Source organism: Bernardetia sp. ABR2-2B, assembly GCF_037126435.1.
Lineage (GTDB): Bacteria > Bacteroidota > Bacteroidia > Cytophagales > Bernardetiaceae > Bernardetia.
Genome location: NZ_CP147020.1, coordinates 1,266,544 through 1,292,177, shown reverse-complemented (window position 1 = coordinate 1,292,177; position 25,634 = coordinate 1,266,544). Strand labels below are relative to the sequence as shown.

General features: G+C 31.4%; 25 protein-coding genes and 2 tRNA genes. 15 read left to right on the top strand and 12 right to left on the bottom strand.

Translation table 11 applies throughout. The features are described 5' to 3' along the window. Positions 1-178: 178 nt before the first annotated feature. Positions 179-868 (bottom strand): OmpA family protein, encoded by a 690-nt coding sequence (locus WAF17_RS05370; protein WP_338767209.1) that lies wholly within the window; start codon positions 866-868, stop codon positions 179-181. A 393-nt stretch (positions 869-1,261) separates the two neighbouring features. Between WAF17_RS05370 and aroA the strand changes: the two genes are divergently transcribed. Together aroA and WAF17_RS05360 are read left to right on the top strand one after the other, a co-directional pair. After that, positions 1,262-2,614: a 3-phosphoshikimate 1-carboxyvinyltransferase gene (gene aroA, locus WAF17_RS05365; RefSeq protein ID WP_338767207.1), complete on the top strand. Its 1,353-nt coding sequence runs from the start codon at positions 1,262-1,264 to the stop codon at positions 2,612-2,614. Between the two features lie 214 nt (positions 2,615-2,828). Continuing rightward, positions 2,829-3,788, top strand: coding sequence for a hypothetical protein (locus WAF17_RS05360; RefSeq protein WP_338767205.1), 960 nt, complete (start codon positions 2,829-2,831; stop codon positions 3,786-3,788). An 84-nt stretch (positions 3,789-3,872) separates the two neighbouring features. On the opposite strand, the gene WAF17_RS05355 is transcribed toward WAF17_RS05360, so the two are convergent. After that, positions 3,873-3,946: transfer RNA gene (locus WAF17_RS05355), tRNA-Ile, on the bottom strand. A 466-nt stretch (positions 3,947-4,412) separates the two neighbouring features. Here WAF17_RS05355 and WAF17_RS05350 point away from each other — a divergent pair. Both WAF17_RS05350 and WAF17_RS05345 read left to right on the top strand, forming a co-directional pair. Continuing rightward, positions 4,413-4,829, top strand: a complete 417-nt coding sequence (locus WAF17_RS05350; RefSeq protein WP_338767202.1) for a response regulator — start codon at positions 4,413-4,415, stop codon at positions 4,827-4,829. Positions 4,830-4,960: 131 nt separating this feature from the next. Further along, a complete protein-coding gene (locus WAF17_RS05345; RefSeq protein WP_338767199.1) occupies positions 4,961-5,569 on the top strand; it encodes a GNAT family N-acetyltransferase in 609 nt (202 codons plus the stop codon). An 87-nt stretch (positions 5,570-5,656) separates the two neighbouring features. Here WAF17_RS05345 and WAF17_RS05340 read toward each other — a convergent pair whose 3' ends face one another. Next, positions 5,657-7,027, bottom strand: a complete 1,371-nt coding sequence (locus WAF17_RS05340) for a tetratricopeptide repeat protein (RefSeq protein WP_338767197.1) — start codon at positions 7,025-7,027, stop codon at positions 5,657-5,659. A 689-nt stretch (positions 7,028-7,716) separates the two neighbouring features. On the opposite strand from WAF17_RS05340, the gene WAF17_RS05335 reads away from it, so the two are divergent. Together WAF17_RS05335 and WAF17_RS05330 are read left to right on the top strand one after the other, a co-directional pair. After that, complete coding sequence (locus tag WAF17_RS05335; RefSeq protein ID WP_338767194.1) at positions 7,717-8,913, top strand: peptidoglycan DD-metalloendopeptidase family protein; 1,197 nt, start codon at positions 7,717-7,719, stop codon at positions 8,911-8,913. Positions 8,914-9,026: 113 nt separating this feature from the next. Then, the gene (locus WAF17_RS05330; RefSeq protein WP_338767192.1) at positions 9,027-9,968 is read left to right on the top strand and encodes a DUF368 domain-containing protein; all 942 of its coding nucleotides are present in this window, start codon (positions 9,027-9,029) and stop codon (positions 9,966-9,968) included. 59 nt (positions 9,969-10,027) lie between these two features. On the opposite strand, the gene WAF17_RS05325 is transcribed toward WAF17_RS05330, so the two are convergent. After that, positions 10,028-10,195, bottom strand: a complete 168-nt coding sequence (locus tag WAF17_RS05325) for a hypothetical protein (RefSeq protein WP_338767190.1) — start codon at positions 10,193-10,195, stop codon at positions 10,028-10,030. Positions 10,196-10,305: 110 nt separating this feature from the next. Further along, complete coding sequence (locus WAF17_RS05320; protein ID WP_338767187.1) at positions 10,306-10,968, bottom strand: SAM-dependent methyltransferase; 663 nt, start codon at positions 10,966-10,968, stop codon at positions 10,306-10,308. Positions 10,969-11,407: 439 nt separating this feature from the next. Between WAF17_RS05320 and pyrH the strand changes: the two genes are divergently transcribed. The 6 genes from pyrH to WAF17_RS05290 all read left to right on the top strand — a co-directional run bounded on the left by pyrH (position 11,408) and on the right by WAF17_RS05290 (position 15,472). After that, positions 11,408-12,145, top strand: coding sequence for a UMP kinase (gene pyrH, locus WAF17_RS05315; protein ID WP_338767185.1), 738 nt, complete (start codon positions 11,408-11,410; stop codon positions 12,143-12,145). 86 nt (positions 12,146-12,231) lie between these two features. Further along, the gene (locus WAF17_RS05310) at positions 12,232-12,585 is read left to right on the top strand and encodes a hypothetical protein (RefSeq protein ID WP_338767182.1); all 354 of its coding nucleotides are present in this window, start codon (positions 12,232-12,234) and stop codon (positions 12,583-12,585) included. Positions 12,586-12,694: 109 nt separating this feature from the next. Then, entirely contained in the window at positions 12,695-13,033 is a 339-nt protein-coding gene (locus tag WAF17_RS05305; RefSeq protein WP_338767179.1) for a metalloregulator ArsR/SmtB family transcription factor, read from the top strand. 76 nt (positions 13,034-13,109) lie between these two features. Then, positions 13,110-14,033 carry an arsenite methyltransferase gene (locus WAF17_RS05300; RefSeq protein WP_338767176.1) on the top strand — a complete coding sequence of 308 codons (924 nt, stop codon included), beginning with the start codon at positions 13,110-13,112 and terminating at the stop codon, positions 14,031-14,033. Between the two features lie 86 nt (positions 14,034-14,119). Continuing rightward, a complete protein-coding gene (locus WAF17_RS05295) occupies positions 14,120-14,866 on the top strand; it encodes a protein-tyrosine-phosphatase (protein WP_338767174.1) in 747 nt (248 codons plus the stop codon). 99 nt (positions 14,867-14,965) lie between these two features. Continuing rightward, entirely contained in the window at positions 14,966-15,472 is a 507-nt protein-coding gene (locus WAF17_RS05290; protein ID WP_338767171.1) for a GNAT family N-acetyltransferase, read from the top strand. 10 nt (positions 15,473-15,482) lie between these two features. Here the strand turns inward: WAF17_RS05290 and WAF17_RS05285 are convergent, their stop codons facing one another. Further along, a complete protein-coding gene (locus WAF17_RS05285) occupies positions 15,483-16,103 on the bottom strand; it encodes a hypothetical protein (RefSeq protein WP_338767169.1) in 621 nt (206 codons plus the stop codon). 225 nt (positions 16,104-16,328) lie between these two features. Between WAF17_RS05285 and WAF17_RS05280 the strand changes: the two genes are divergently transcribed. Further along, a tRNA-Gly gene (locus WAF17_RS05280) sits at positions 16,329-16,401 on the top strand. Between the two features lie 136 nt (positions 16,402-16,537). Here WAF17_RS05280 and WAF17_RS05275 read toward each other — a convergent pair. Continuing rightward, positions 16,538-18,112 carry a PglZ domain-containing protein gene (locus WAF17_RS05275; protein ID WP_338767167.1) on the bottom strand — a complete coding sequence of 525 codons (1,575 nt, stop codon included), beginning with the start codon at positions 18,110-18,112 and terminating at the stop codon, positions 16,538-16,540. 351 nt (positions 18,113-18,463) lie between these two features. Here WAF17_RS05275 and WAF17_RS05270 point away from each other — a divergent pair, with 351 nt between their 5' ends. Beyond that, the gene (locus WAF17_RS05270; protein ID WP_338767164.1) at positions 18,464-18,889 is read left to right on the top strand and encodes an EbsA family protein; all 426 of its coding nucleotides are present in this window, start codon (positions 18,464-18,466) and stop codon (positions 18,887-18,889) included. Here the strand turns inward: WAF17_RS05270 and WAF17_RS05265 are convergent, their stop codons facing one another. From WAF17_RS05265 to WAF17_RS05245, 5 genes are all read right to left on the bottom strand, one after another. Further along, on the bottom strand, positions 18,890-20,203 hold the full coding sequence (locus WAF17_RS05265) for a DEAD/DEAH box helicase (protein WP_338767161.1): 1,314 nt from the start codon (positions 20,201-20,203) through the stop codon (positions 18,890-18,892). It lies immediately after the preceding gene. Between the two features lie 104 nt (positions 20,204-20,307). Beyond that, on the bottom strand, positions 20,308-21,609 hold the full coding sequence (locus WAF17_RS05260; RefSeq protein WP_338767158.1) for a putative sugar nucleotidyl transferase: 1,302 nt from the start codon (positions 21,607-21,609) through the stop codon (positions 20,308-20,310). A gap of 99 nt (positions 21,610-21,708) precedes the next feature. Continuing rightward, positions 21,709-22,461, bottom strand: a complete 753-nt coding sequence (locus WAF17_RS05255; protein ID WP_338767156.1) for a DUF434 domain-containing protein — start codon at positions 22,459-22,461, stop codon at positions 21,709-21,711. Positions 22,462-22,563: 102 nt separating this feature from the next. After that, positions 22,564-23,679, bottom strand: coding sequence for a DUF4837 family protein (locus WAF17_RS05250; protein WP_338767154.1), 1,116 nt, complete (start codon positions 23,677-23,679; stop codon positions 22,564-22,566). 242 nt (positions 23,680-23,921) lie between these two features. Next, a complete protein-coding gene (locus WAF17_RS05245; protein WP_338767151.1) occupies positions 23,922-24,500 on the bottom strand; it encodes a DUF1569 domain-containing protein in 579 nt (192 codons plus the stop codon). A 201-nt stretch (positions 24,501-24,701) separates the two neighbouring features. Between WAF17_RS05245 and WAF17_RS05240 the strand changes: the two genes are divergently transcribed. Further along, a complete protein-coding gene (locus tag WAF17_RS05240) occupies positions 24,702-25,604 on the top strand; it encodes a hypothetical protein (RefSeq protein ID WP_338767149.1) in 903 nt (300 codons plus the stop codon). Positions 25,605-25,634 lie beyond the last annotated feature (30 nt).

The following is a 25,634-nucleotide window of genomic DNA, read 5'->3' as shown; positions in this document are numbered from 1 at the left end:
TATTAAAATTGCAACTATCAAAGTTTAAGTATAATTAATTTTGTTAAAAATTTTGATAATAAATACAAATATTAAGATAAAATAATATTTTAATAACTCATTAGACATAAAAAAACACCACTCTATCAAAAATTATATTGATAAAATAGTGTTTTTACTTTCAATGAAATAAAGGAAATTAGTTGTCTAATTCTCCTTTTTCAGCTTTACGTTTCAATTCATTATTTGCTACAATAACAACTTCAACACGACGGTTTTGCGCTCTTCCTGCTTCTGTTTCATTAGTTGCAACAGGAGCAGATTCTCCATAAGCAGTAGTGCTTAATCTACCTCCTTTTACGCCATTTGCAATCAAGTAATCACGAACTGCATCAGCTCTCTTAGCAGAAAGTTGTCTATTGTAATTGTCATCACCTTTATTATCTGTATGTCCTTGAATAGTAAGACGAGTATCAGGATATTCATTTAATATTCTACCTAACTTTGCGATGTTTTCTTTTGCGTTACTGTTCAAATCAGATTTATCAAAACCAAATAAAATACCCGAATCAAAAGTAACATCAATGCCTTCTTCTATACGCTCAACTTTAGCACCTTCTACTTCTTCTTCAATATCTTTTGCTTGTTTGTCCATATATGCGCCAATGGCTGCACCTGCTGCACCACCAACTACTGCACCAATAATAACTCCTGCTGCTGGATTCTTCTTAGAAGCTACACCACCAATCGTACCACCTGCTGCACCACCAATAGCTGCACCTTTACCTGCATTACTCCAAGAAGCACAAGAAGGAAGCGTAAATGAAGCAATAGCTAAAATAAGTGTATAAATTAATACAGATTGAAATTTTGTTTGAATGTTTTTCATAAATAATAATGAAGTTTGATAAAAAAATAGGTTAAAAAAATGATGATTTCTTATGTAGTTAAAATAACAAAAACAACTATTTGCTTTTGGATTGAAATCATATCTTAGTAGAACACAAAACGAGCCAATTTGTTTAAAGGTCAATCTAAAAAATGACAAGACATAGACATAGAATAAAGAAATATTTTCTATCAAAAGCCAGTAAAAACAACAGAGTTCTTGTTTCTCTAAAATTTAGGAACTTTATTTGTATTATATTATAATAAAAATCCTACCCAAACTAGTAAAAACGATTTTGTAATCAGTATTCGTATAAAAGAGAATTTTATTTATAGTAAATTTCTATACTATTTTGTATTAAAATCGCTATTACAATTTCATTAAAAAATTGACTTGCTTATACTAACAACTAGTAATTATATGTCTGTTTCGCCTTCTCCCTTTCTTGTTTCGCCTTCTTTAGATATTTCCTCTCCAAAAATTATCCTTGATGGAGAAATTGCTTTGCCTTCTTCTAAAAGTGAAAGCAACCGAGCCTTAATTATAGAAGCTCTTTGTGAAAAAAAATGTTCTCTAATAAACCTTTCGGCTGCTAGAGATACAAAAATCCTCCAACAATTATTAACTAAGTTTAGAGATATTGAAGAACAAGAAGAAAATATTAGAAGTAATGCAAAAGGAAGAACGGCTGATAATATTTCTTTAGATTTGACTTTAGACGTTCAAGATGCAGGAACGACAATGCGATTCTTGACAGCTTTTTGTACGATAAAAAATCATCCTACTCTTTTGAAGGGAACAGACAGAATGCACGAGCGACCAATAAAAGAGTTAGTTTTGGCTCTTCGTGAATTAGGCGCACAGATAACATATGAAAAAAACGATGGTTTTCCTCCACTTTTTATACACGGTTTTAGTCCAGAGTCACAGCAACAGAATATTTCTATTCAAGGAAATATAAGCAGTCAGTATATTTCGGCTGTTTTGATGATTGCTCCTCTTCTACCTAAAGGAATTTTATTAGAAATTATTCCTCCTGTTTCTTCTGAACCTTATATTAAAATGACTTTAGAATTAATGCAACATTTTGGTATTTTACATTCTTGGACAGAAAACAGAATTATTATTCCTCATCAACAATATAGCCCTAATCAGTATAAAATAGAATCGGATTGGTCAGCTGCTAGTTATTGGTATAGTATGGCTGCAATTTGTTCAAAGTCTGAATTGTTTTTAAAGGGACTTAGAGAACAGTCGTGGCAAGGAGATAATAGAATTGCAAAAATGATGAAAGGGTTAGGAATCAAAACTCATTATGAAAAAGAAGGTGTTCGTTTACAAAAAACATCTTCTAAGCGTTCTCCCTTTAAATATGATTTTACTCCTTGTCCAGATTTGGCACAAACAATGGCTGTTTTGTGTGCAGCTTTGGGAGTAGAGGCACATATGACAGGGCTTCATAGTCTGAAAATAAAAGAAACAGATAGGCTTACAGCTCTTAAAATAGAACTTGCTAAATTTGGTGCAGAAATAGAAATTATTAATGATAATGAACTTCATATTCCTGTTTGTCAGCTTCACGAACCTACTGAACCTTTGCATACCTATCACGACCACCGTATGGCGATGGCTTTTGCTCCTTTGGCTTTGCTTTTCCCAATTACAATTGAAAGTCCAGAGGTAGTACAAAAATCTTATCCTACTTTTTGGGAAGATATGCAAAAGATGGGTTTTAGAGTAAAATAAACCTTATCACGGTTTGTATTAAGGTAGTTCAGACATCTTGTCTGAACATAAAAAGTAGTATTTTATTCTATCTAACAGTCTGGAAGACTGTTATACAAAAATAACCGTGATAACCTTGTAATAGAAAGTGATGGTTTTGAGTAAAATAGGTTAGAAATTTGTATGAAATTAGATAAGCTAATTAATTACTCTGATTAATCAAATTTATACAACTATGAATAATCTATCAAATAAATCAACGCTTTTCTTATTTCTATTACTAGTAGGCTTTCTTTCATCTTGTGAGACTGAAAAAGACACGCCAAACCCATCTGAAAGCACAGCAAAAGTTAGATTTGAGTTTAGATTTGACCCAAATCAAGAACGCCTTGATAATTTGGCTCAACCCATTGGAATAGCAACAGGAAATGCTGCACAAACTCCAATTTTTAATGCTATGAGCGTTCATTATATTGAATTTGCTCCTTCTGCCACTACACAACTTGGAGAAGGACAAATTTTATACAAAAATGAAGAAGTAAGCTCATCTAAAAATGGATTTACTACGGCTATTGATTTTTCAAAAGCTATTATAAGTCCAGAAGGAGAGGTATTTTTAGATGTTCCCATAAAAGATATTGCAGCAGGAAAATACGAGTGGGTACGTGCTTCAGTAGCTTATCAAAACCTTTCTATCAACTACGATTTGAATAATATTCAAGTTGGAAATGATAATATCAATCTACCAAATCAAGAAGGAACAATCGCAGGGTTTATTGGCTATAACACAAGAATCAATGATTTTACAGTAAAAGATAAAACGATTTCTATAAACGATGACAAAAAACAAGGGTTTTGGGCCTTCGAAACAATGATTTCACTTCCTCAATATGGTTATACATCTACTGATGTAAGTCAAGGACAATCAGCAGGAACTACGGTTGTTAATCCTTTAGCTGCAACTTCGCCTGTTCCTGCTGGTTCGTGTGTAATTACAGGTTCTTTTGATAATGCTTTGACCATCACAGGAAAGGAGACAGAAGATATTACGGTTGTTCTTTCTTTTTCTATCAAAGATAGTTTTGAATGGAAAGATACAAATTCAAATGGAAAATGGGATATTAATGTGGGAAATCAAGTAACAGAACAAGTAGTTGATATGGGACTTAGAGGCTTACAAGTAAAAGTAAAATAATGACCTAGCTTACCTTTAAATGTAAAAAAGGTAATTTCTAAAATAAATTAGAAATTACCTTTTTATTGCCTGTTACGACTTCTGTGGGCCCACTAGGGCTCGAACCTAGGACCACCTGATTATGAGTCAGGTGCTCTAACCAACTGAGCTATGGGCCCATTCTCTATTTATTTTGAATAAAAGAGAAGCCCTTTGTCTGAAAGGGAATGCAAATCTAAGAAAGAATTTGTACATCTACAAGTATAAATAAAAAAAAATAGTTCAAAAAAGATTTTTTTATTAGAAAACAGCGTTTTATCAAAATCTATTTATAAAAATACAGTCTATTTTGCGTGTAGATTTGATATAGTAAAAGATTATTTTTTTCTTTGAGTAAATTTATATAGATTGTATCATAAATACTTGTGCTTATCAACTCTATTTTTATTAGAAGGCTTTAATTAAAAGAAATAAGATTTATTATAAACATAAAGTAAATTACTAGATAAAATATTGCTAGTTATTAGTTAAATAATTTTATTTTTCACTTATCATTACTTATCGTTCAAAAATTATTTGATTTAGTTTAGTTATTTTTGTTCGTTTAATTAGTTCGCACCCTAACTCAGAATTAAATTTATTCGTATGACAGATAAAAAATATTATGCAGTAATGTTGATTGACGACAATGAAATCGACAATCTTATTAATCAGAAAATGATTCAGACAGCAGAAATTTGTGATAAAATTTATACACATTCAGGTGCAAAAAGTGCAATTGAATTTCTACGTAATGTAGAAAAAATTGCACAAGATATGCCTAATAATAAAGTTCTTCCACAAGTTATCTTTTTAGATATTGATATGCCTCTCATGGATGGGTTTCAGTTCTTAGACCAATTCAACACGCTTTCTGATTTTACTCAAAATTATTGTAAAATTGTGATGCTCACTTCTTCTATTAATCCAAAAGATATGAGTAAGGCAAAGAATTATAATTTTGTACGTAAATACATCAATAAACCTCTAACTCACGAAACATTGAGAGAGTTAGAAGTGTAATAAATACATTTTTCAAATTATTTTATTGATTCAAAAAACTGTTTTTTTAGTTACATTTTTGTGTAATTGGAAGAACAGTTTTTGTTATCTATCTATTTTCATAGTACTCAACAACTTCCTACTATTTTTTCATGCACGTACAATTATTTACAGGGGATGCCATACAGCCTTATATTCGAAATTTAGCAGGACTTAGAATTGAGGTATTTAGAGAATATCCTTACTTATACGACGGTAATTTTGACTATGAACAAGTATATTTATACTCATATATTCATGCGAAATATGCAGCCGTAGTTTTGGCTTTTGATGGAAAAGATGTTATTGGAGCTTCTACCTGTATTGCCTTAGAAGAGGCAGACACGTTTATTCAGTTCCCATTTATTGCAAAAGGATATGAAGTGAGCAAGGGAGTGTATTTTGAAGAATCGGTGCTGAGAAAGGAATATAGAAAACAAGGAATAGGAGTTCGTTTTTTTGAAGAGCGAGAAAAATGGGCAGCTAGTTATTTCAAAAAAAAAAATATTACTGATGGAAGATTTACAGCCTTTTGTGGAATTAATCGTCCAGATGACCACCAATTACGACCTAAGAATTATCAATCATTAGAAGATTTTTGGAAGCACAGACAGTATGAAAAGAAACCAAGCCTACAAACTCAAATTTCTTGGAAAGAAATAGGAAAAGAAGAAGAGGAATTTCATACCCTAACGTTTTGGATGAAGGAGTGGGATAAATAGGAAAGCATTAGCTATAAAAGCAAAACCCTTTCTAAAATGTTTTAGAAAGGGTTTTGCTTTTATAATTATCTATAAGTGAAGTAGAAATTATTCTCCATCTGTATCTGCACCATCAGCTACGTCTTCTAATTTTTCTTCTTCTTCTTCATTATCACTTTTCTTGAATTTTTCTAGTTCCTCATAAGCAGCATACTTATAAGAACCGTATTTTGCACGAGTAAAAGCACCAACAGCTGGTTCTGCTTGATTTAATTTTTGATAAAACATTCCGAGAGCAAAATTATATTGAGCCTTTGTTTCAGAATCTATACCAGGGAATTGAAGCAAATCTTCCAATGTTTTGATGGCATCTTGTGTGCTTCCCATTTTATGCTGTGCAATAGCTTTGATAAATACTACAGCATAATTTTTTGGTTGAGAAGCCAAACATTCATCAGCAGATTTTATAGCACCTTCATACTTACGAGATTCTAATTGAAGCTCTGCAAGGTCTGCAAATTTTTGAGAACGTTTCACTGCATTAGGCTCTGTCTGAATAGAAGATGATTGGTGTTCTATAACAGCAGATTTATCAGTTGCAGAAGCAGCAATTTTTACTAAAAGGTCATGAGCTTGTGGAAAATCTTTACGCATTTCTAATGCTTTCTCTACCAATTCTTTACTCTTGTCTAAATCATATACTTTGAAGTAAGAAAGAGCAATTGCATGATAATATTGAGGCATTAACTTAGTAATACGAGCCATAAAAGGACCTACTTTAGCATGATTAAGAGCTTTCTCTTTTTCATCATACATTTTTAAGTGATGATAAGCATAGCCAAGCTCAAAATAATAACGAGCAATTTCTTTTGGATTATCAGTAGCCAACATTTCAGTAGCTTTCAACATTGCTGTTTTTGCTTGTTCATACTTTCCTGTTGAATTACTATATTTAGCTTCATAGTAAAGAACATTCAAGTCATCTGGAGCAAGTTTTTTGAGGTCTGCGATATGCGCCCCAGCTTCTTCCAAACGTTTTGTTCTATCCAAAATCAAAACAATATTGAGTTTATAATCTGTTTTTCTTTTAGCATCAGTATCATACTTAAAAGCATTTTGATAAGATGCAATTGACTGGTCGTATTTTCCCGTAATTTTATAAAGACGAGCCAAACGCTCATGAGCATCTACAAAATCCTTTTTGATAGAAACTGTTTTTTCTAAAGAAGCAATTGCAGGGTCAGCTTCACGAAGCACTAAATGACAAAGTGCTTTATTATAATGATATTTATAAACAGTAGGGTCTTTTACTACTGCAATATCAAACTGTGCAAGAGCCGTCTTCCATTGCTTTTGTTTGCGAAAATTTTCGCCCTTTACAAAAGCGTCAAGAGCTTCTCCAGACTGTGCATAACTAGCACCATTTGTAAATAATAAGCCTATAAATAGAATAGGTACTAAGAGTAATTTAAATTTCATATTGACACCGTTTTATGTAACGAAATAGAATAGGTAAGATTTTTTAATAAAGAGAATAAATCATATAATATTACTTTGTATTTTCATAAAAAACAACAGGTTATTAATTGAATACAAATAAGAATTAAAATTTATACTAACTTATTCCAAAGTTATTAAATTTCTTACCAATATAGTAAAGGACTGTAAATTAGACAAATACAAAGCCTTTTATTTGAAAATTATTTAATGATTTTTTTTAAAAATACAACATATTATTTATCAAAAGCATTAAAGCTGTTTGAAGAAACTAAGATAGTTTCGTTACTAATAGATTGTTTTAATAATTAGTTTGCAAACCATGTGCCATGAATAACCTTTGTCATATTGTAATTTAACTCAACAAAGATTATAGTTTTTTTATGGAGTATTGGTTTAGACTTCTATCTTTAATTATAACGTTAGACTTTTGTTTTTCTTGCCAAAAAATGAATAAAACTTTAATAAAAAATTCTTTAAAGTTGAAAACTTAAATAATTACAATCATACAAAAGAAAAATGTGTAACTTTGTAGTAAAGTTAGTGATTTTTTATTAAAAAAAAGACTTTTGAGCTAAAACAGCTTCATATAAACCTTTCATTTTACAAAAGAGGTAGAACTGAAGATTTCATATAGTACCAATTATTTATATCATAATCATCTTTTTAGTTTGAGAAACTTATCTAAACTATTTTTTGTATTTCTATTTTCTTTATCTTTTCTGCTTTTGAATATCAATGAGAGTTTTTCTCAACGAAAAAAGCAGCTTGAAAAAGAGCGATCTACTATTTTGAGTCGGATAACAAATACAAATCGAATCTTAAAACGAACTCAAAAGGAAAAGAAAACTACCATCAGTTCGCTTTCTGCAATAAATGGACAGATAAACCAGCGCAAACAACTTGTTCGTGTAATTGGAAAAGAACTCAAATTATTAGACGAATCAATAAGAGAAAATCAAAACATTGTAGAATCATTAGAAAAAGATTTAGCTGAACTAAAGCACGAATATGGTATTATGCTTTATTTAGCTTACAAAAATAATAGTCGCTACGAAAAACTTTCTCTACTTTTAGCATCTAATTCTATCAATGAACTTTTGGCTCGTTTGCGTTACTTTCAAAAATATAACCTACTTCGAAGAGAACAAATCAAGCAAATAGAATATGTCAAACAAAATTTGAGTAAACGAACGTCTCAACTTCAAGAAAATAAAATGGAAAAGCAATCGCTTCTAAAAGTCCAAACAAAAGAAGAAAAAGAACTCGCAGCTCTAAGAATAAAACAAAAACAAATATTACAGAAATTTAAAGTAAAAGAATCAAAATTACGTGCAGACCTCAATAAAGAACGAAAAATATTAAAAGAAGTTGATAATTTGATTAGTAAGACTATCAATAATTCAGAGTTTTCGGCAAGTCTATCTTCCAGTGAAAAAATGACTTCTACTTCTTTTGCAAAGTCAAAAGGTAGAATAGTTTGGCCTGTCAAGAATGGATTTATTTCAGCTCATTTTGGTGTTCAGCCCTATTTGCCAGAAGAAAAAGGAAAACCTGTTGTAAAAATTGAAAAACTAGGAATTGATATTCAAACGCAACCTAACGAACCTGTACGTTCTGTTTTTGCAGGAAAAGTTGTTGATGTAAGTGAAATTGCTGGGCGAGGTTACTTAGTCATTATTCAACATGGAGATTATTTCACAGTTTATTCTCGTTTGAAGTCTGTCAAAATAAAAACTGGCGAAAAAATAAGCGCAAAACAGCCTATCGGAACAGCAGGAAGCTATAAAGATGATACCTATGAAATTGAATTTCAAATATGGAGGCATCAAGAAAAACTAAACCCTGAAAAATGGCTTAGGAAATAATTTATTTTAAATTACGAATTTCTTTTTCAAACACAGAGTTACAGAGATCGCAGAGAATGAAATTGAAATTCACTGATTGCTGGTAACTATTTACTGATAACTGATTTAATTTTATGCAAAATCCAATTTTATGGTATTTGAAAGGAATGGCAATGGGAGCAGCCGATGTAGTTCCAGGAGTTTCTGGGGGTACGATTGCTTTCTTGATGGGAATTTATGAACGCCTTTTAGAAGCCATTGGGAGTTTTTCCATACCCACTTTACGTTTGTTTTTTAAGGGAAAATTTAAAGAATTTGCAGAAGAAACAGATTTATTGTTCTTAATTGCTCTCTTTGCAGGAATAGCAACAAGCATTATTAGCTTTGCCAAACTGTTCAAATATCTGTTAGCTACTTATGAAATATTGACAATGTCTTTTTTCTTCGGACTTATCATAGCAACCGTTTGGGTAGTGGGAAGAAGAATAAAAGAATGGAATATTTTGGCAATTATTTGGTTTTTGATTGGTGCAACATTAGCTATCGGAATTTCTTTTAGTGGACAAGTAGATGGAAGTAGTAATCCTTTTTATCTCTTTTTGTGTGGCTTTATTGCTATTTGTAGTATGATTTTACCAGGTGTTTCGGGTTCTTTTGTACTTTTGCTTTTGGGAAATTACGCTCTTATTATTGGTGCAATTAGTGATTTGCCGTCTGCTCTTCTACGATTTGATATAGACGGAATTATGGCAGGTCTTTGGATTATTGTTCCCTTTGCTTTAGGTGCTGTTACAGGAATCTTGACTTTTGCAAAAGTGCTTTCTTGGCTTTTTGATAACTATGAAAACTCTCTTTTAGCTGTCCTGACAGGCTTTGTGTTGGGTTCACTCTCCATTATTTATCCTTGGAAAAAAGTTTTGAGAACTGAAATAATACATGGAAAAGAGAAAGTTTTGGAAACAATGCGCTACATTCCAGAAATAGACACACATTTTTTTATGGCTCTTGGGCTTATGCTTATTGGTGCTATTTTAGTAGCTTCTATTGAATATTTCGGAAATAAGGAGTTAAGATAAACAAACTCATTACAAAAGTAAAAACCGTTCTTAGCATACTACTAAAAACGGTTTTCTATTTATTTTTTTGCCAATTCCATTTCCTCTTTAGTCATATTATTACGAACATCATCTTTTTCAAGCGTTCTATATTTTCGGTGGCGCATATAATCCATAAAATAACCTGCTGCTGGAAAAAGCACAGACATTACTAAGATAAATGCAATCAATGCCATTTTACTACTCATAACTATATATTTTTAAAGTGTAAATTTTCAATATTTTACTTTGAAAATGTTTTGTTTTAATTTTTTGTTAGAATTACTTGCCTAAAAGCAGAGTTTTTAGCGTCAAGTTTCTATTTCCTAACTCCCAGTTCCCCAACTTCTTTCATCATTTCAACAAAGAGTTCTGTTCCTTGTCTTGGTTTGATACTATTGTAACATCTTTTGAGGTTTTTTATTTCAAAATAAGGTTCAAAAATCTCTCTGTATTCGTTTGCACTTCCCCCAAAAGGTGGACTGTCTTGTTCTTCTCTGATTGGAAAATCAAATAAAAGTCCGATTAGTTTTCCTCCTTTTTTCAAAAGCTGACTCATTTGTTTTGCATAATCTCCTCTCAAACGTGGGTCTAAGGCACAAAAAAAAGTTTGTTCGACAATCAAATCAAAGAAGTTAAAGTATTCTGAATTTTGTCCTTCAAATTGAAAAAAATCATCTTGAATCAAATGTTCTTTTGGAAAAGTAGGGCAACGTTTTGCAAACTCTTCTAAGGGTGATACAGCCAAATCAATCACAAAAATATTCTTAAAACCTTTTTTATGCAGATATTCAGCTTCGTGGCTACTTCCTGCCCCTGGAATAAGAATTTTTAAATTCTTATTTTCTTTTGATTTTTCAATTAATTTATCAAAATAAGCTACTAAAGGAGGACTAGCATAACCAATATCCCAAGGAGTATCTGAATCTTTATAACGATTTTGCCAGTAAGCAGTATCAAAAGAAGTAGAAGAAGTATTCATTAAAACTTATTTTAAAAGTAAGTAACAGCTCCCAACTGTCAAGAGTGTTATTGTGTGTTTGTAATACAAAATTACAAATTTCTCTTTACTAGATTATAGATTTTTGATAAAAAATCGTATTTTTGTAGCAATGCAATTAAAAAATATCAATTTCTAATAAATTGTCGTTTATGAAAATTTCAAAAACACATCTAATTAGCTCAAAGCACAAAACATGGAAACAGGAAACTTTAGTAGTTTCTACTTTTTCTATTTTCAATAAAAATAGTTACACTATTTACTAACCGTTTACTTTTTTTTAAAGATAAACGGTTTTTTTATGGAATTTGATTTGGTGTTTTTTCAAGTTCTCAAAATAAAAAATTCATAAAACGCAAGAAAGCAATTACCCAATAAAAAATCAATTTTCACTTCCCCACATTTCATACTACAAACTCTTATGTATAACTCAAATAACGCTTCAAATTATCGCTATCGTCGCATTTTATTAAAACTAAGTGGTGAGGCTCTTATGGGAAAACAGCAGTTCGGAATCGATGCTGAAAGATTAGAACAATACGCATTAGAAGTAAAAAAAGCTGTTGATGAAGGCTTACAGGTAGCTATCGTAATTGGAGGAGGAAATATTTTTAGAGGAATGCAATCTCCCAAAATAGGTATTGATAGAGTTCAAGGAGATTATATGGGAATGCTTGCTACTTCTATCAACGGAATGGCATTGCAGTCTGCTCTTGAGCAAGTTGGTGTTTATACTCGTTTGCTTTCAGGTATTAAAATGGAACAAATTTGTGAGCCTTATGTACGTCGTCGAGCGATTCGTCACTTAGAAAAAGGACGTGTAGTTATTTTTGTGGCAGGTTTGGGAAGCCCTTATTTCACAACTGATTCTGCTGCTTCGCTTCGTGCTATCGAAATTGGTGCTGATGTAGTTTTGAAGGGAACACGAGTAGATGGTGTTTATTCGGAAGACCCAGAGAAAAATCCAGAGGCTGTTCGTTATTCAAACCTTTCTTTCCAAGAGGTTTATAATAAAGGCTTAAATATTATGGATATGACAGCATTTACGCTTTGTAGAGAAAATAATTTACCAATTATTGTTTTTGATATGAATGAAGAAGGTAATTTATTGAAAGTAGTACACGGAGACGAAATCGGAACATTGATAACAGAATATTAGAAACTTTTCAATTACGAATTAAAAATTACGGATTACGGAAAATACTATTTTTTGTAATTCGTTTTTTTTAAGAAAATTTAGACTAAATGAAGAAAAATACTATCAATTCTCGTCTAAAAAGCTATTTTTTGAATGGCTTTTTAGTTTCTCTACTTGTTTATATTTCAGCAGGAGCATTATTTATTTTCTTGCCTCTCCTCTTTAATTTACGAATACTTGAAGATTTCAAAAAAGGAAAGATGTACTTTTTTGTAATAAGCAGCTTTACAACTTTACTAGCTGCTTTTCAAGTGTATTATGTAGATAATGTACAACAGTTTGGTTGTTTACATTTTGGCTCAACGCAATTTTCTCTAGGAAATAATGCTTTTGTTCTGATTGTTCTTTCGGCTATGTTTTGGGAAATTTCAGTTTACCTCAAACCAAAATTATCTGTATAACATTATTTATACTTAAAAAAAGTTAAATAAACTAATACGATTGAACTAATAAATTTATTTATCGTAATATTGCAATATAAGGATTAATCAAAAATCAATTTTACTCAAAATGGGACTTACCAAATCTGATATTTTTACTGAAAAACAAAACGAACTTGCAAACCTTGCAAAAGTATTGGGACATCCTGCACGAATAGCAATTTTGCAACACTTGATAAAAGTAAATACATGTATTGGAGGAGATTTGGTAAACGAAATTGGATTGGCACAACCCACTATCTCACAACATCTTAGAGAACTCAAAAAAGTAGGAATCATTCAAGGAACTATCGAAGGAACAAGCGTTTGTTATTGTATCAATCCTCAAAATTGGAAAGACATACAAACTCTTTTCAATACTTTTTTTACTGATTTTACTTCAAAAATTGATTCTAATTCGTGCTGTTAAGACAAAACCTTAGATTAAACCTAGCGTAAGCTTTCTTTTTTTAAATTACTATTAATTGTTAAATTGCAATAAACAAATGAAAAATTCAATTCAAACTTCAAACACATTACAAAACGAATCTCAAACAGAACAAGAAATCAAAAATATGGTTCGTCAGAAATATGAAAAGGTAGCTCTACAAGATAAAGCTCTCAATGCTTCTTCATGCTGTGGAACTACAAACTCTTCAACAGAAGTTTACAATATTATGTCAGAAAAATATGATAATCTAAATGGTTATAATTCTGATGCAGATTTAGGCTTAGGTTGTGGACTTCCTACACAATTTGCTCAAATTACAAAAGGCGATACAGTTCTTGATTTAGGTTCTGGTGCAGGAAACGACTGTTTTGTGGCACGAGCAGAAACAGGCGAAACAGGAAAAGTAATCGGAATAGATTTTTCTCCTACAATGCTCAAAAAAGCTCGTCAGAATGCTGATAAGTTAGGTTATAATAACGTGGAGTTTAGAGAAGGAGATATCGAAACAATGCCTATTTCTGATAATTCTGTTGATGTAATTGTGAGTAATTGTGTGCTGAATCTTGTACCCAATAAAAAAGCTGTTTTTAAAGAAATGTACAGAACTTTGAAAGATGATGGACATTTTAGCATTTCAGATATTGTGCTTTTGGGTAATCTTCCAAAAGCTTTACAAGAAGATGCAGAAATGTATGCAGGTTGTGTTTCTGGAGCGATTCAGAAAGAAGACTATCTCAATTTTATCAAAGAAGTTGGTTTTGAAAATATTACCCTACAAAAAGAGAAAGCTATTTTTATCCCTGATGATATTCTTCAAAAATATCTATCTGAAAGCGAAATAAGAGAATTCAGAAATGGACAAACAGGTGTTTTTAGTATTACTGTTTTTGCTCAAAAAAATCCTTCTTCTGAGTCTATAAAAAAAGAAATTATTCAAGAACAAAAAAGTGTGTGTAGTCCAAGTAGTGGCTGTTGTTAATTTTTTACCCATAACTTTAGTTATGGATTTCATTTTTCAAAGCTTTAAATATTTACCTTAATCACTTTTCATTAAACATTACAAAAATGAAAACTTCAAATGTATTTCTATCTTTATGCATTATTCCTTTCTTGATTTTTAATTTCTCATCTTTTACTTCTTTATCTAAAGTGGAAAAAAATAAGTTGTATCCTAAACTTCAAAATTACTCTAAAAACTTAGCTTCTAATTTTGAAACTATTGATGAAGAACGGAAAATAAAACTAAAGAAAATTGGAGATTATATTATCAATAAAAAAATGGATAAGAAACAAATTGATATGACCATAATCTGTACCCATAATTCACGTAGAAGTCATTTTGGACAGGCTTGGTTACAAATTGCAGCCTATTATTATAATATTGAAGGAATAACTACTTTTTCTGGAGGAACAGAATCGACTGCTTTTAATCCTAGAGCCGTTGCTGCACTGCAAAGAACAGGGATAAAGTTAGAAAAAGTAGGTTCTGTTGATAAAGAAGGGAAAAATCCTATTTATTTGATGTCAGTAGGAGAAAAGTTTGAAAAAGAGCTATTTATGTTTTCAAAGAAATATTCACACAAACAGAATCCTCAAAAAGATTTTGCTGCTATTATGGTTTGTAGTGATGCTGACAAAAACTGTCCTTTAGTTATGGGAGCAGATGCTCGTTTTGCTATTCCATTTAAAGACCCAAAAATATCTGATGGAACAGACAAAGAAGCCCAAACTTATGATGAAAGGTGCAAACAAATAGGAACAGAGTTTTTCTTTATAATGGATTATGTCAAAACCAAATTGAATAGAGAGTAATATTTTATTTTAGCATTATTAGAAAAGCATTTTGTTTTTTAGAAAGCAAAATGCTTTTTTATGAAATTATATTTTTACTACCACAATCAATTTCAAATAATGAAACTTACCACAGAAAGAACAGAATTAAATTTAATTCAGAAAAAAGATTTTAAAGAAATTATTGCCTCTTTTAGAGAAGAAAATGCTGTAAAATACATAAAACATCTTCAAAATTTATCTAATAGTGAGTACACCAATTTTTTAGAGAACAAAAGAATACTTTCTGAGAATCAACATCTTTACTACTGGGTAGTTAGAGAAAAGAAAACTGAAAAATATATCGGAACAATGGGAGTTATGCCTTATTTGGGTTCTGATGCTACTTTTCATATTGGATTTCGTATCTCAAAAGACTTTCAAGGAAAAGGATTCGCTACCGAATTAGGTGAAAAAGTCATTGATTTTGTCAAAAATGAACTGAAACATCAACAAATTTTTGGTTTAATAATGGAAGGAAATATCACTTCACAAACTTTGCTTAAAAAATTAGGATTTCAATTTTTGAAAACTGATTTTAATACTGATTACCAAATTCAGTTAGAAACCTATAGATTAATTTTTTAAAGAATGAAGTCTATTTTTTGACTTCAAACTCTTTTACAAGTGCTGTAAATGGAATTGCTTTTACTTTTTTACCCTCTAAAAAAAATATTACTTGTTTTGTGTTGCCTATAATAACTCCTTTTTTAATTTCATTATCTGAAAATCGTAATGAAATTGGAGATTTTTCTTTCGTCTTTTCTGCTGCTAATTCGCCATAAAAATCTGCTGAAAAGTATAAAAAAGAAAAGAAAACCATCAGAAATATCATATATCTATAAGTACCATACCACTTTTTCTTATCCCAGCCAAAAGCTAGTACACTATAAAATTTAGGAAACTTTTGCATTAACCACGTATCAAACTTAAAAAATGAATATCCAAATATACAAGAACCAAAAGTGAAAAATAAAATAATCACATCAGAAAAAGGAGCTACCAAAAACTCAAATATATCTGCATAATCAAAGATATTTATTCCAAACTCAGAGTATTTTTGATAATTAAAAAGCATTCCAATAGCCACAGCAAGAATGTAAAAGATAGAAATAATACTTTGAGTCTCCTTCAATAAAGCCTCATATTTATCTTTAATTAAGCCCTCATTCTGAGTTTGGATTTCAATATTAGATTCTAAATTGGGTTTTGATTGCATAGATTTATTTTGAGAGTATAATTTTATTAATGATAGATTGTAGAGTAAGTAATCAAATTTTACTGTTTATTACTTCGAAGTTGTTTTTTTATGAAAATCTATCGATAAGTTTTGGTGTTTTTAAAAAAAGTATTACCTTTGTCATCACAAAGACGCAAGGTATGTGATTTACATCTTAAATAAAGAGGTAAAATATAAATATTAGCTTACCTAAAGTCAAAAAAAGCGAAAGTAGCTCAGTTGGTAGAGCGCAACCTTGCCAAGGTTGAGGTCGCGAGTTCGAGCCTCGTCTTTCGCTCAACTTTACGGACTAGGCATGGAGAAGTAATTCTTTTAAGTCATTCGTAAAAAAGCGATACAAATTAAAAAAGTCAGACAATCTTAATGATTATCTGACTTTTTTTATGCAAATTATTCTATTTATACTTGCTACACTATTTTGCTTCTAATTCTATAAAAGGAATTATCATTTCTTCTAATGAAATACCTCCATGCTGAAATGTATCTTTATAGTATTTTACGTAATGATTATAATTATTTGGATATGCAAAGAAGTAGTCTTCTGTCGTAAATACAAAACTTGTAGAAACATTCTGACGAGGTAGAAAGAATTTTGCAGGGTTTTTGGCTACTAATACGTTTTTAGGGTTATAGTTTAGATTTTTTCCTTGTTTATAACGCAAATTTGTATTGGTGTTTCGGTCTCCTATAATTTTATAAGGACGTTTCGTACGAATTGTTCCGTGGTCAGTTGTGATAATCAAACGACTATTCACTTCTGCAATTTTCTTCAACATATCCCATAAAGGAGAGTGTAAAAACCACGATTTTGTTACTGAACGATAAGCAGCTTCATCAGGTGCAAGTTCACGAACAACAGCCGTATCAGTACGAGCATGAGAGAGCATATCTACAAAATTATAAACAATGACATTGAGTTCGTTTTGTTGAAGCGTATTAAAATTTTCTACAAGTTGTTTTCCTTGATGGTTACGAAGAATCTTATTGTAGGTCATTTTTGTATCTCCAAAACCAAATTCTTTCATTTGTCTGCGTAAAAACTCATCTTCAAAGTTATTTTTTCCACCCTCTTCTTGATCATCTACCCAAAGGTCTGGATGGTCTTCTGCCATTTCGGAAGGTAAAAGCCCTGAGAAAATAGCATTACGAGCATATGCCGTAGTAGTTGGCAAGATAGAAGAATATACTTTCTCTTCTTTTACTGTAAAATATTCTGCCAAAAGTGATTCGACAACTTTCCACTGGTCGTAACGCAAATTATCTATCAAAATAAAGAATAAAGGACGCTCTTCATTTAGTTTTTTATCTTCCAAAAGTGGAAAAACCCACTCTCCCATAATATCGTGCGACATCATTGGATACTCATCATCTCCTGCATCATTTAGCCAATACTCATAATTATTTTGGATAAATTTGGCAAAACTAATATTGGCTTCTTCTTTTTGAGACTCCAAAATCTCTTGCATACTTTGATTTTCGGTATCTTCAATTTCAAGTTCCCAATAAATGAGTTTCTTATAGGCTTCCACCCACTCATCAAAATCCAAATCATCTTGAAAAGTCATGGAAAGATTTCTAAAATCTTGCTGATAACTTAGATTTGTTTTCTCTGTAACTAATCTTTTTTGATCTAAAATCTTTTTGATAGAAAGCAAAATCTGGTTTGGATTAACAGGCTTTATCAAATAATCGGCAATTTTTGCACCGATGGCATCTTCCATAATATGCTCTTCTTCACTTTTAGTTATCATAATAACAGGTAAAGAAGGGCGAATAGTTTTTATGGCTGTAAGAGTTTCTAAACCAGACATTCCTGGCATATTTTCATCTAAAAATACAATATCAAAATTTTGTTCTTCAACAGCTTCAAGGGCATCTGCGCCACTATTTACAGCTTTTACGTCGTAATCTTTTTTCTCTAAAAATAAAATATGAGGTTTGAGAAATTCAATTTCATCATCTGCCCAAAGAATGGAATATCGTTGCATAAAGGAGGTTTTATCATATATTTTTTTCTTTATTAATTTTTGGTTCAAAGAATTAACAAAGAAAACACTAAAAAAATAAATAAAAACAATTGTTTTTTAGTAGAGATGTATCGTATCGTTATAATTTGGGTTTACTTGAGACTATTATAATAAAATTTCTATTAGCTTCTCACAAATATACATTTTTTTGAAGAGAGAACAATTTAAAGAACTCTAAAAAATATTTTGTTTATTTGTCTGATAGAGTCTAGGATTTTTGTTTTTTTAGGAAGTTTTACTTGGTTAGTGCTAAAATCACAAAGCTGTTTGAACTTTTTTTAAAAAAACTATTTATTGACTTAAAAATATAAGATGACACAGCTTTCAATCAGTACAGGAATTGGGTTAAGTATTTTTTATACCTTTTTTTTGGGTGGAATTTTCGCTTTATTTCTTTTTCTTCCGAAAGGCGAAGCCACAAACAAATATTTTCATTTTGTAATGATTGCAGTTCCTTTGCTATTATTTGGTATTTATTATTTTCTGTTGTTTTGGACAACTTTTAAAATAGATAATCAAAAACTAATTATTGAACAAAAAAGAATTTTGAGAAATGAAATAAAAGAATTTGAGAATATAGAAAAAATATTTTTTTATCGTCGTAAAGGAAATTACATTCTACAAATTGAATCTAAAAATGAAGAAGAACCTACTCAATATTTTGGTTTTTCGAAGAGTAATAAAAAGGAAATTCAGAGCTTTTTGGAAAAGAATGATTTTGAGGTTGAGTATAGGTAATTACCTCTTTTTAGGCTTTCTCTTCGAAGTGCTTCTAGTTTTCTTTTTTCCTGCATCTTTCGGATTTAAGTATCTTTTCTTATGGTGAAAAGCTCCTTTGTAAGTTGGGTCTTCTCTCTGTTTTATAAAATCCAATGCTTTTATTAGTTTTTGATTTTCTTCAAAGGGCGTTTGAGTAATTTCTACTTCTGTTGGTATTCTCTCATTTGGAATTTTCTTTCCAATTAATTTTTCTATTTTTTTGATATGATGAACATCCAAAACATTAGCAAACGTAATCGCAATTCCTTCTTTTTCTGCTCGTCCTGTACGTCCAATCCTGTGTACATAATCATCGTACTGCTTCGGAACTTCAAAATTAATTACGTGGCTTACATCACTTACATCTAATCCTCGTGCAGCTACATCAGTCGCTACCAAAATTCGAATATCTCCATTTTTAAAATCACTAAAGGCATTACTTCGTGTATTTTGGTCTTTGTTACTATGAATTACTTTTACGCTATCATCTACCTTTCTACCCAAAAATTTATAGACATTATTGGCTACATCTTTTGTTCTTGTAAAGACAATTACTTTATTAAAAACTTCTTTGTCTTTCAATAAATAATCTAATAAGTTAATTTTGGTTCTAAAATTAGGAACTTCATAATATTTTTGTTCAACCGTCTCTGCTGTAACTGAAATAGGCGAAATATTTATCTCTTCAGGAAACTCTAAAAAATCGTGGGTCAATTTCACTACTTTCTCTGGCATAGTAGCCGAAAAAAGAGCGTTCTGACGTTTTTTACTAGAAATAATTTCAAGTAGTCGATTGATTTGTGGCATAAAACCCATATCCAAAATACGGTCTGCTTCATCCATTATCATCGTCTTTATTTGGCGTAAATTCAGTTCATTTCGCTCATAAATATCCAGTAATCTCCCTGGTGTTGCGATAATCAAATCCATCCCTTCACGAACCTGCTCAAGCTGTCTTTTAATGCTTCCACTCCCTCCATACAAAGCAACGGCACGTAAATCTGTATATTTACTAAGCATCTCAAAATGCTCATGAATCTGAATAACGAGTTCACGAGTAGGCGCAAGAATCAGCGCACGAGGATTTTCGCCCTGTGCATATTTTAGTTTCATCAAAAGAGGCAACATAAAAGCAGCCGTTTTTCCTGTTCCTGTTTGTGCTACTCCAATTACATCATGTCCTGCCAAAAGCAAAGGGATAGCTTGTTCTTGAATTGGACTAGGTTTTTCATACCCTGCTTCTTCAATGGCATTTAATAATTGTCTATTTAATTTAAAATCTTCAAACGTCATTTTTAGTCTTTTTTTAACCGTCGTTGAGGCTCAAATGAAGCCGTCAACGAGGTATTTAATTTGTATTTGTAATTCCCTATTTCCTAAATATCCATTTCCCAATATCAACTAAACATCGGATTAGACTCCCAAAATCTATAATTATCAGTTTCTTCAAATACCTTGGTTAGCAATTTTCTTTCTACTTCTGTAAACTCTACGTCTCTACGCACCATCATTCGCTCTGCTGTCTTGAAAAGTGCATCAATATGTGTCGTTACAAATTTGGTTTGGTGGTTGCCGTTTCCCCATGCAAAAGAAGGAATAAATTTTGGTGGAAAGCCTTCTCCAAAAACATTTGCACCAGTTCCTACAACGGTTGCTGTATTGAACATGGTACAAATTCCAGATTTACTATGGTCACCCATTAAAAGTCCACAAAACTGAAGTTCTGTTTTTTCATAATTTTCTTCTGCATAGTTCCAAATACGAACTGTTCCATAATTATTTTTGAGGTTTGAGCAGTTAGTAGCTGCACCTAAATTACACCATTCGCCAATAACTGCATTTCCTAAGAACCCATCGTGTCCTTTATTTGAGTACCCAAAAAACACACAGTTGCTTACTTCTCCACCTACTTTACAGAATTTTCCGATAGTTGTATCGCCTCGCATATTTGAACCCGTATTGATTACCGAACCTTCTCCAAGCGCAAACGAACCACGAATGGTTGCTCCTTCTTCGATACTTGCATTTTTCCCAATATAAATTGAGCCTTTTTCTGCGTTCAAAATAGCAGCTCTTATAGTTACTCCTTCTTCTACAAAAATACGTTCTTCATTATATAAAACGGTGTATTTGTCTGTAATTGCTTCACTTTTACGTCCTGTTGTAATCAAATCAAAATCTTTTTCAATTTCTTGTTTGTTTGCTCGGAAAATATCCCATGTTCTTTCCAAAAACCGAATACTTATTTTTTCTGTCTTTTGTTTAGCCACTTTCAAAGCAAAATCATAAAACTTTTCTACACTCTTGAATTGTGTAAAGGTTTTGAAGGCAATCAGCTCACTTCCATCTTTTGTATCTGAAAAAATAGCCGTTTCTAATGGAAGCATCTCTAGTTTTTCGAAAAACTCTAAATTTGGCAAAACTGCACCATTGATATATAGATTTACAGTTTCTTTTTCTTCGAAATGAATAGGAAATTTTTCTTGTAAATAATCTTGTGTCAGAAATGAAAAAGTATGACTTGCAATTTCTGAATGATTTGTATTTTCTGTCGAATTTTTTACATATTGATTAAAATATGTTTCGAATTTCTCTTTAATTGTCAGAATTCCGACACGCAGGTCAGCCACAGGACGAGTGAAAGTGAAAGGCAATAAATGAGTTCTTAGAGAAGAAGAATCAAAAAAAATGATGTTCATGGCAAATGATAAGACAAAAAATGACGTATAAATTTTATAGATTACAAATTTACGCAAAAGTGAGTTAGAATTGTTATTTTTTCCTTTTTAATTATAATTCTATTTCCTAAAATCCAATACCCAAGCCGAAGGAACATAATTTTTTACAATAAAGCTACACAGATTTATCCAGCTTGAAGCATTTATTGTAATCCAAGCATCACAAGAAGCAACAATATGGTTTTCATTCTGACTCAATTCTACAATCGCTTTATCAGCATGTTTTTCTAAGAGAACTTTCCAATTCCATTTTTTTTCTTCTGCCAAGTCTTCCATAATTTTTTTAAGCCTTCCACTATTTGAGATGGGCGAATCCAAGACCCAAATTGTTTCTTTTATTTCAAGTTCTTCAATTACTTTTCCAATAAGTTCTAGTGCAGGAATCGTTTCTTCTACTTTTCGATAGGTCGAATGAATACTGGCAATATCACGCATACAACCATCCAAACCAATAAAAAGAGGCGCATTCGATAAAGCACATTCAGTTGTGATAAGCAAATTATAACCGTCAATAACCAATGTAGAATTTAGATTTTTGAAGTCAGAATTAACATCTAAATTAATTTCTATCTCGCTTCTCTTTCTTAACTCTAAACTTTCTTTTTCTGCACTTGCTGCATTTATGGCTTTTCTTTGACGGTCTGTAAGAGAAAACTTATCGCCTACCAGTTTTAAAGATGCTTTTTGTGAATATCCATTTGATAAAAGCCAAGACAAATCAGAAGTAGCTAGTTTTAGATTACTAATATTTTTTTCAGCAAAGGCTGCGTAATCTTTTGGATTTGCTCCTCTGTGTTTTTGGGAATGGGGCATTTTTGTATAAAATATTATTTTACTAAAAAATACCAACTACAATTTTAATCATTGTAATTGGTATTTCCATTAATAATTAATCACTAAAAACTAAGCACTAAATTAAGGTTTAAAAGTCCATAAAATACTTTCTACTTCACGAATATAATCACGCTTTTTGGAAGTAGGAGCAAAAATAAATCCTTCAATATAATAAAGTCTATTTTTCTCTTCATCAACAATCAAATAACCCAAAAAAGGACCTCCAGAAGTATTTGAAGTTAGTTTCCAAAGCGCACGAATTTCGATAGCATAATGACCTTTAAAGTTAATCTCTTTTGAAAAATAAGGTACAACATCGGTTTGGTCAGTAACAAAAGAACCTCTATCGGGGTCTTTCATATACTTTTCGCCTAACTCTCTTCGCCACGCCAATACACTATCAGCATCTAATTGCCCTTGTGAAGTATAAGGTTTGTAAGCGACAAAAACATTCCTATCTCGTCCGTTGGCATTGTCTATCATACGTAAAAACACAAAGCCAGAATCTTTCTCATTTATATCTCTCGCTTCTTGATAGCCTTCAGGAATCCCTATTGAAAAACCGTGTTCTTTTTTGTAGCGTTCCATTCTTCCTGTCTGCTTTCCACCTCTAAAGGCAACCAAGTGTGAACGCTGACGCTCTGTTTTGTAGAAAATTTCACGTAATTTTTCTTCGTTTGCTTTCAAATGTTTGATAAGCTGTTCGTCATTTTTTCCGATAAGATAAATAACTTGCTGATTTTTAGCATTTACATCTTTTTTTACAATCAGATAAGGAGTTGTATCGGCTGCAATTCTGTCCAAACTTTCTTTTGCAAATTTTTTGCGTAAAATATCACTATCATAAGACTTGCTTTCCAATGAAAGAACTATAAACATAGAATGATATTCTTCCAACAAATCATTTACTTTCTTTGGTGGAGCATAATAGAGTTTGAAAATAGGCTCGGCAGGTTGTGGAAAACCAGGCATTGGTGCCATATAAAGCTCACGAACGGCAGCCCCTAAATCTCCTTCCCATTTGCTAGAGTCCATTTGAAGTAAAATTTCGCTACGTCCACCCTTTGCAGGAGGCAAGAAATCTCTGTATGAAAATACTTTTTCGTCTTTATTATCACTTGAACAAGAGAATAAAAAAAGACCTGTAAGTAGAAAAAAGGTTAAAAAGGCAAATTTGGTTATTGTCTGAAATTTCATTGAATATATTGAATTGTTTTGTAAGTCTAGATTAATTTCTGAACTCTGAGAAGCCTTAAAGTTCAAATAGAGAATGCTAACACACCACGAAAGTAACAAAAATCGGTGGAGTTTTCAGACAAATTAACATCAGAAGTGAAACAGAGGTTTTTAGTTTTTGGTTTTATCTGAATGTATAGTCAGTAGTAGAGCATCAAAATATCTAAAATTACTGTTTAGAAAAGTAAGATTTCATTTTTTTACTATCCTTTCATTGCCGAAAGATGGTCAGCAAGGTGTAAATAATGCGCTTTTTCGTACTCTGACTTAGAAAGCTTTCCATACATAAAATGAGGTTCATATGCTTTTCCATAATTCTCAAAATCTGAAATAGATTTTCGTACTCTATTAAAAGCAATTTGCAAATCGCCTTCTTTTTCTATTGGTGTAGCATCTGGAATAGGGTCGTTTCTATCGTGGCTCATATAGCCTTGTGTACCAAATTTTTCAAAAACAATTTTTCCTATTGTATTCTGAATGATTTTTGGACGATGTTTTGGATAACCTATCAAAGAATACTCTATACTTTGGGCGCAATGAATCAAGTTTTGATGCAACGACCAATCTCCTAAAAGCTGAATTTTATTAGGGTCTAATAAAACTATTTTTTCCAATCTATCCAACTCTTCTTGTGCCTCTTTCAATGATGAAAAAGAAAGGTTACGCAATACTTCGTTTTTGGTAGATAATCTATGGTCAAGAGCAAAATGTCCTCCTACGCCTCCCACCAAAACAGCTCCTGATGTAATTGCTCCTATTTTTAAAAATTTGCGACGGTTCATAAGTAAGCGTTTTTATTATTCTCTAAAAAGATAATTTATAATTTACACAAAAAAAATGCTATTTTTAAATAATCAGAATAAGTTTTTTACCTTCGTAACTGTATAACAGACTTCCAGTCTGTATTATGTTCTATCTTTAAATTCTAAAAATTATTTACAATCAATTAGTTATCATCGTAATTCGTAATTGATTCTTGCCTTATGAAAGTTACAGAAAGCGAACAGTTATTATTAAAACATCTTCAAGGAATATTATCGCCTTACGAGCGAACTATTTTGATGCGTGTCATTGAAGAAAGTGAGGACGAAGAAGACGTAAATAATGCAAAATTACCTCCTCAAAAAATATTAGCGTGGGAAGAAGTTTGGCAACGAACAGCCTTAGAAATTCCGAATCTTGATTTTGATAAAAACACAAAAAATACAAGTCTGTCTTTTGAAGAAATTGTAACTCAAATCAATCAAAAACTAGGTTTTGAGAACGTAGAAAATGATAAAACAGAAAAATCTAAAAAGGAAAAGAAAAAAGTAACGCAAAACTCAACACAAAATAGAGCCATTCCATCAGCCACAGCTTTATCAGAACGAAAAGAATACGAAGAGTTTGAAGAATCTGAATTTGAAAAACGATTAAAGAAACGAAAATCAAAAAACGGTTGGTTTGCTTTTGCTGTTGTGATGGTTTTTGCTGTTGCTTTGGGAGTTGGTCTGCAATATCTAAACGATTATGTAGATAGTTTGCCTAAAGATTGGAAAACAAAAATTCTTTCAGATAGCTCAAAAGTACGTTATACGACAGATTCTCGTTTTGTTTTCCCGACTGAATTTAGAAGTGATGAAAGAGCCGTTCAGCTTGTTGGTTTGGCAGAGTTAGACGTAAAACCAAATTTGATTTCTTTTATTCTTGATGCAGGAAGTTTCAGAGTCCAAACCAAAGAAGCCATTTTTAACGTATCTAGTCAAGATAGCTTGTTTGTTTTTGTCAAGAAAGGCGAAGTTACTGTTTATACCATTTCTGATACGTTGGCAAGATTGAAAGAAAATCAATTATTGCGTTATTATCCAAAAGTGAGAAAGTGGGAAGTGAAGGAGATTAGGGATTAGATATTGGGAAATGAGTTTTTTATTTAATTA

Bases quoted from the DNA above. Each gene is read 5' to 3' on its own strand.
- WAF17_RS05370 (WP_338767209.1), bottom strand. From the start codon at position 868: ATGAAAAACATTCAAACAAAATTTCAATCTGTATTAATTTATACACTT.
- WAF17_RS05360 (WP_338767205.1), top strand. From the start codon at position 2,829: ATGAATAATCTATCAAATAAATCAACGCTTTTCTTATTTCTATTACTA.
- WAF17_RS05350 (WP_338767202.1), top strand. From the start codon at position 4,413: ATGACAGATAAAAAATATTATGCAGTAATGTTGATTGACGACAATGAA.
- WAF17_RS05345 (WP_338767199.1), top strand. From the start codon at position 4,961: ATGCACGTACAATTATTTACAGGGGATGCCATACAGCCTTATATTCGA.
- WAF17_RS05340 (WP_338767197.1), bottom strand. From the start codon at position 7,027: ATGAAATTTAAATTACTCTTAGTACCTATTCTATTTATAGGCTTATTA.
- WAF17_RS05330 (WP_338767192.1), top strand. From the start codon at position 9,027: ATGCAAAATCCAATTTTATGGTATTTGAAAGGAATGGCAATGGGAGCA.
- WAF17_RS05325 (WP_338767190.1), bottom strand. From the start codon at position 10,195: ATGAGTAGTAAAATGGCATTGATTGCATTTATCTTAGTAATGTCTGTG.
- WAF17_RS05320 (WP_338767187.1), bottom strand. From the start codon at position 10,968: ATGAATACTTCTTCTACTTCTTTTGATACTGCTTACTGGCAAAATCGT.
- pyrH (WP_338767185.1), top strand. From the start codon at position 11,408: ATGTATAACTCAAATAACGCTTCAAATTATCGCTATCGTCGCATTTTA.
- WAF17_RS05310 (WP_338767182.1), top strand. From the start codon at position 12,232: ATGAAGAAAAATACTATCAATTCTCGTCTAAAAAGCTATTTTTTGAAT.
- WAF17_RS05305 (WP_338767179.1), top strand. From the start codon at position 12,695: ATGGGACTTACCAAATCTGATATTTTTACTGAAAAACAAAACGAACTT.
- WAF17_RS05300 (WP_338767176.1), top strand. From the start codon at position 13,110: ATGAAAAATTCAATTCAAACTTCAAACACATTACAAAACGAATCTCAA.
- WAF17_RS05295 (WP_338767174.1), top strand. From the start codon at position 14,120: ATGAAAACTTCAAATGTATTTCTATCTTTATGCATTATTCCTTTCTTG.
- WAF17_RS05290 (WP_338767171.1), top strand. From the start codon at position 14,966: ATGAAACTTACCACAGAAAGAACAGAATTAAATTTAATTCAGAAAAAA.
- WAF17_RS05285 (WP_338767169.1), bottom strand. From the start codon at position 16,103: ATGCAATCAAAACCCAATTTAGAATCTAATATTGAAATCCAAACTCAG.
- WAF17_RS05275 (WP_338767167.1), bottom strand. From the start codon at position 18,112: ATGCAACGATATTCCATTCTTTGGGCAGATGATGAAATTGAATTTCTC.
- WAF17_RS05270 (WP_338767164.1), top strand. From the start codon at position 18,464: ATGACACAGCTTTCAATCAGTACAGGAATTGGGTTAAGTATTTTTTAT.
- WAF17_RS05265 (WP_338767161.1), bottom strand. From the start codon at position 20,203: ATGACGTTTGAAGATTTTAAATTAAATAGACAATTATTAAATGCCATT.
- WAF17_RS05260 (WP_338767158.1), bottom strand. From the start codon at position 21,609: ATGAACATCATTTTTTTTGATTCTTCTTCTCTAAGAACTCATTTATTG.
- WAF17_RS05255 (WP_338767156.1), bottom strand. From the start codon at position 22,461: ATGCCCCATTCCCAAAAACACAGAGGAGCAAATCCAAAAGATTACGCA.
- WAF17_RS05250 (WP_338767154.1), bottom strand. From the start codon at position 23,679: ATGAAATTTCAGACAATAACCAAATTTGCCTTTTTAACCTTTTTTCTA.
- WAF17_RS05245 (WP_338767151.1), bottom strand. From the start codon at position 24,500: ATGAACCGTCGCAAATTTTTAAAAATAGGAGCAATTACATCAGGAGCT.
- WAF17_RS05240 (WP_338767149.1), top strand. From the start codon at position 24,702: ATGAAAGTTACAGAAAGCGAACAGTTATTATTAAAACATCTTCAAGGA.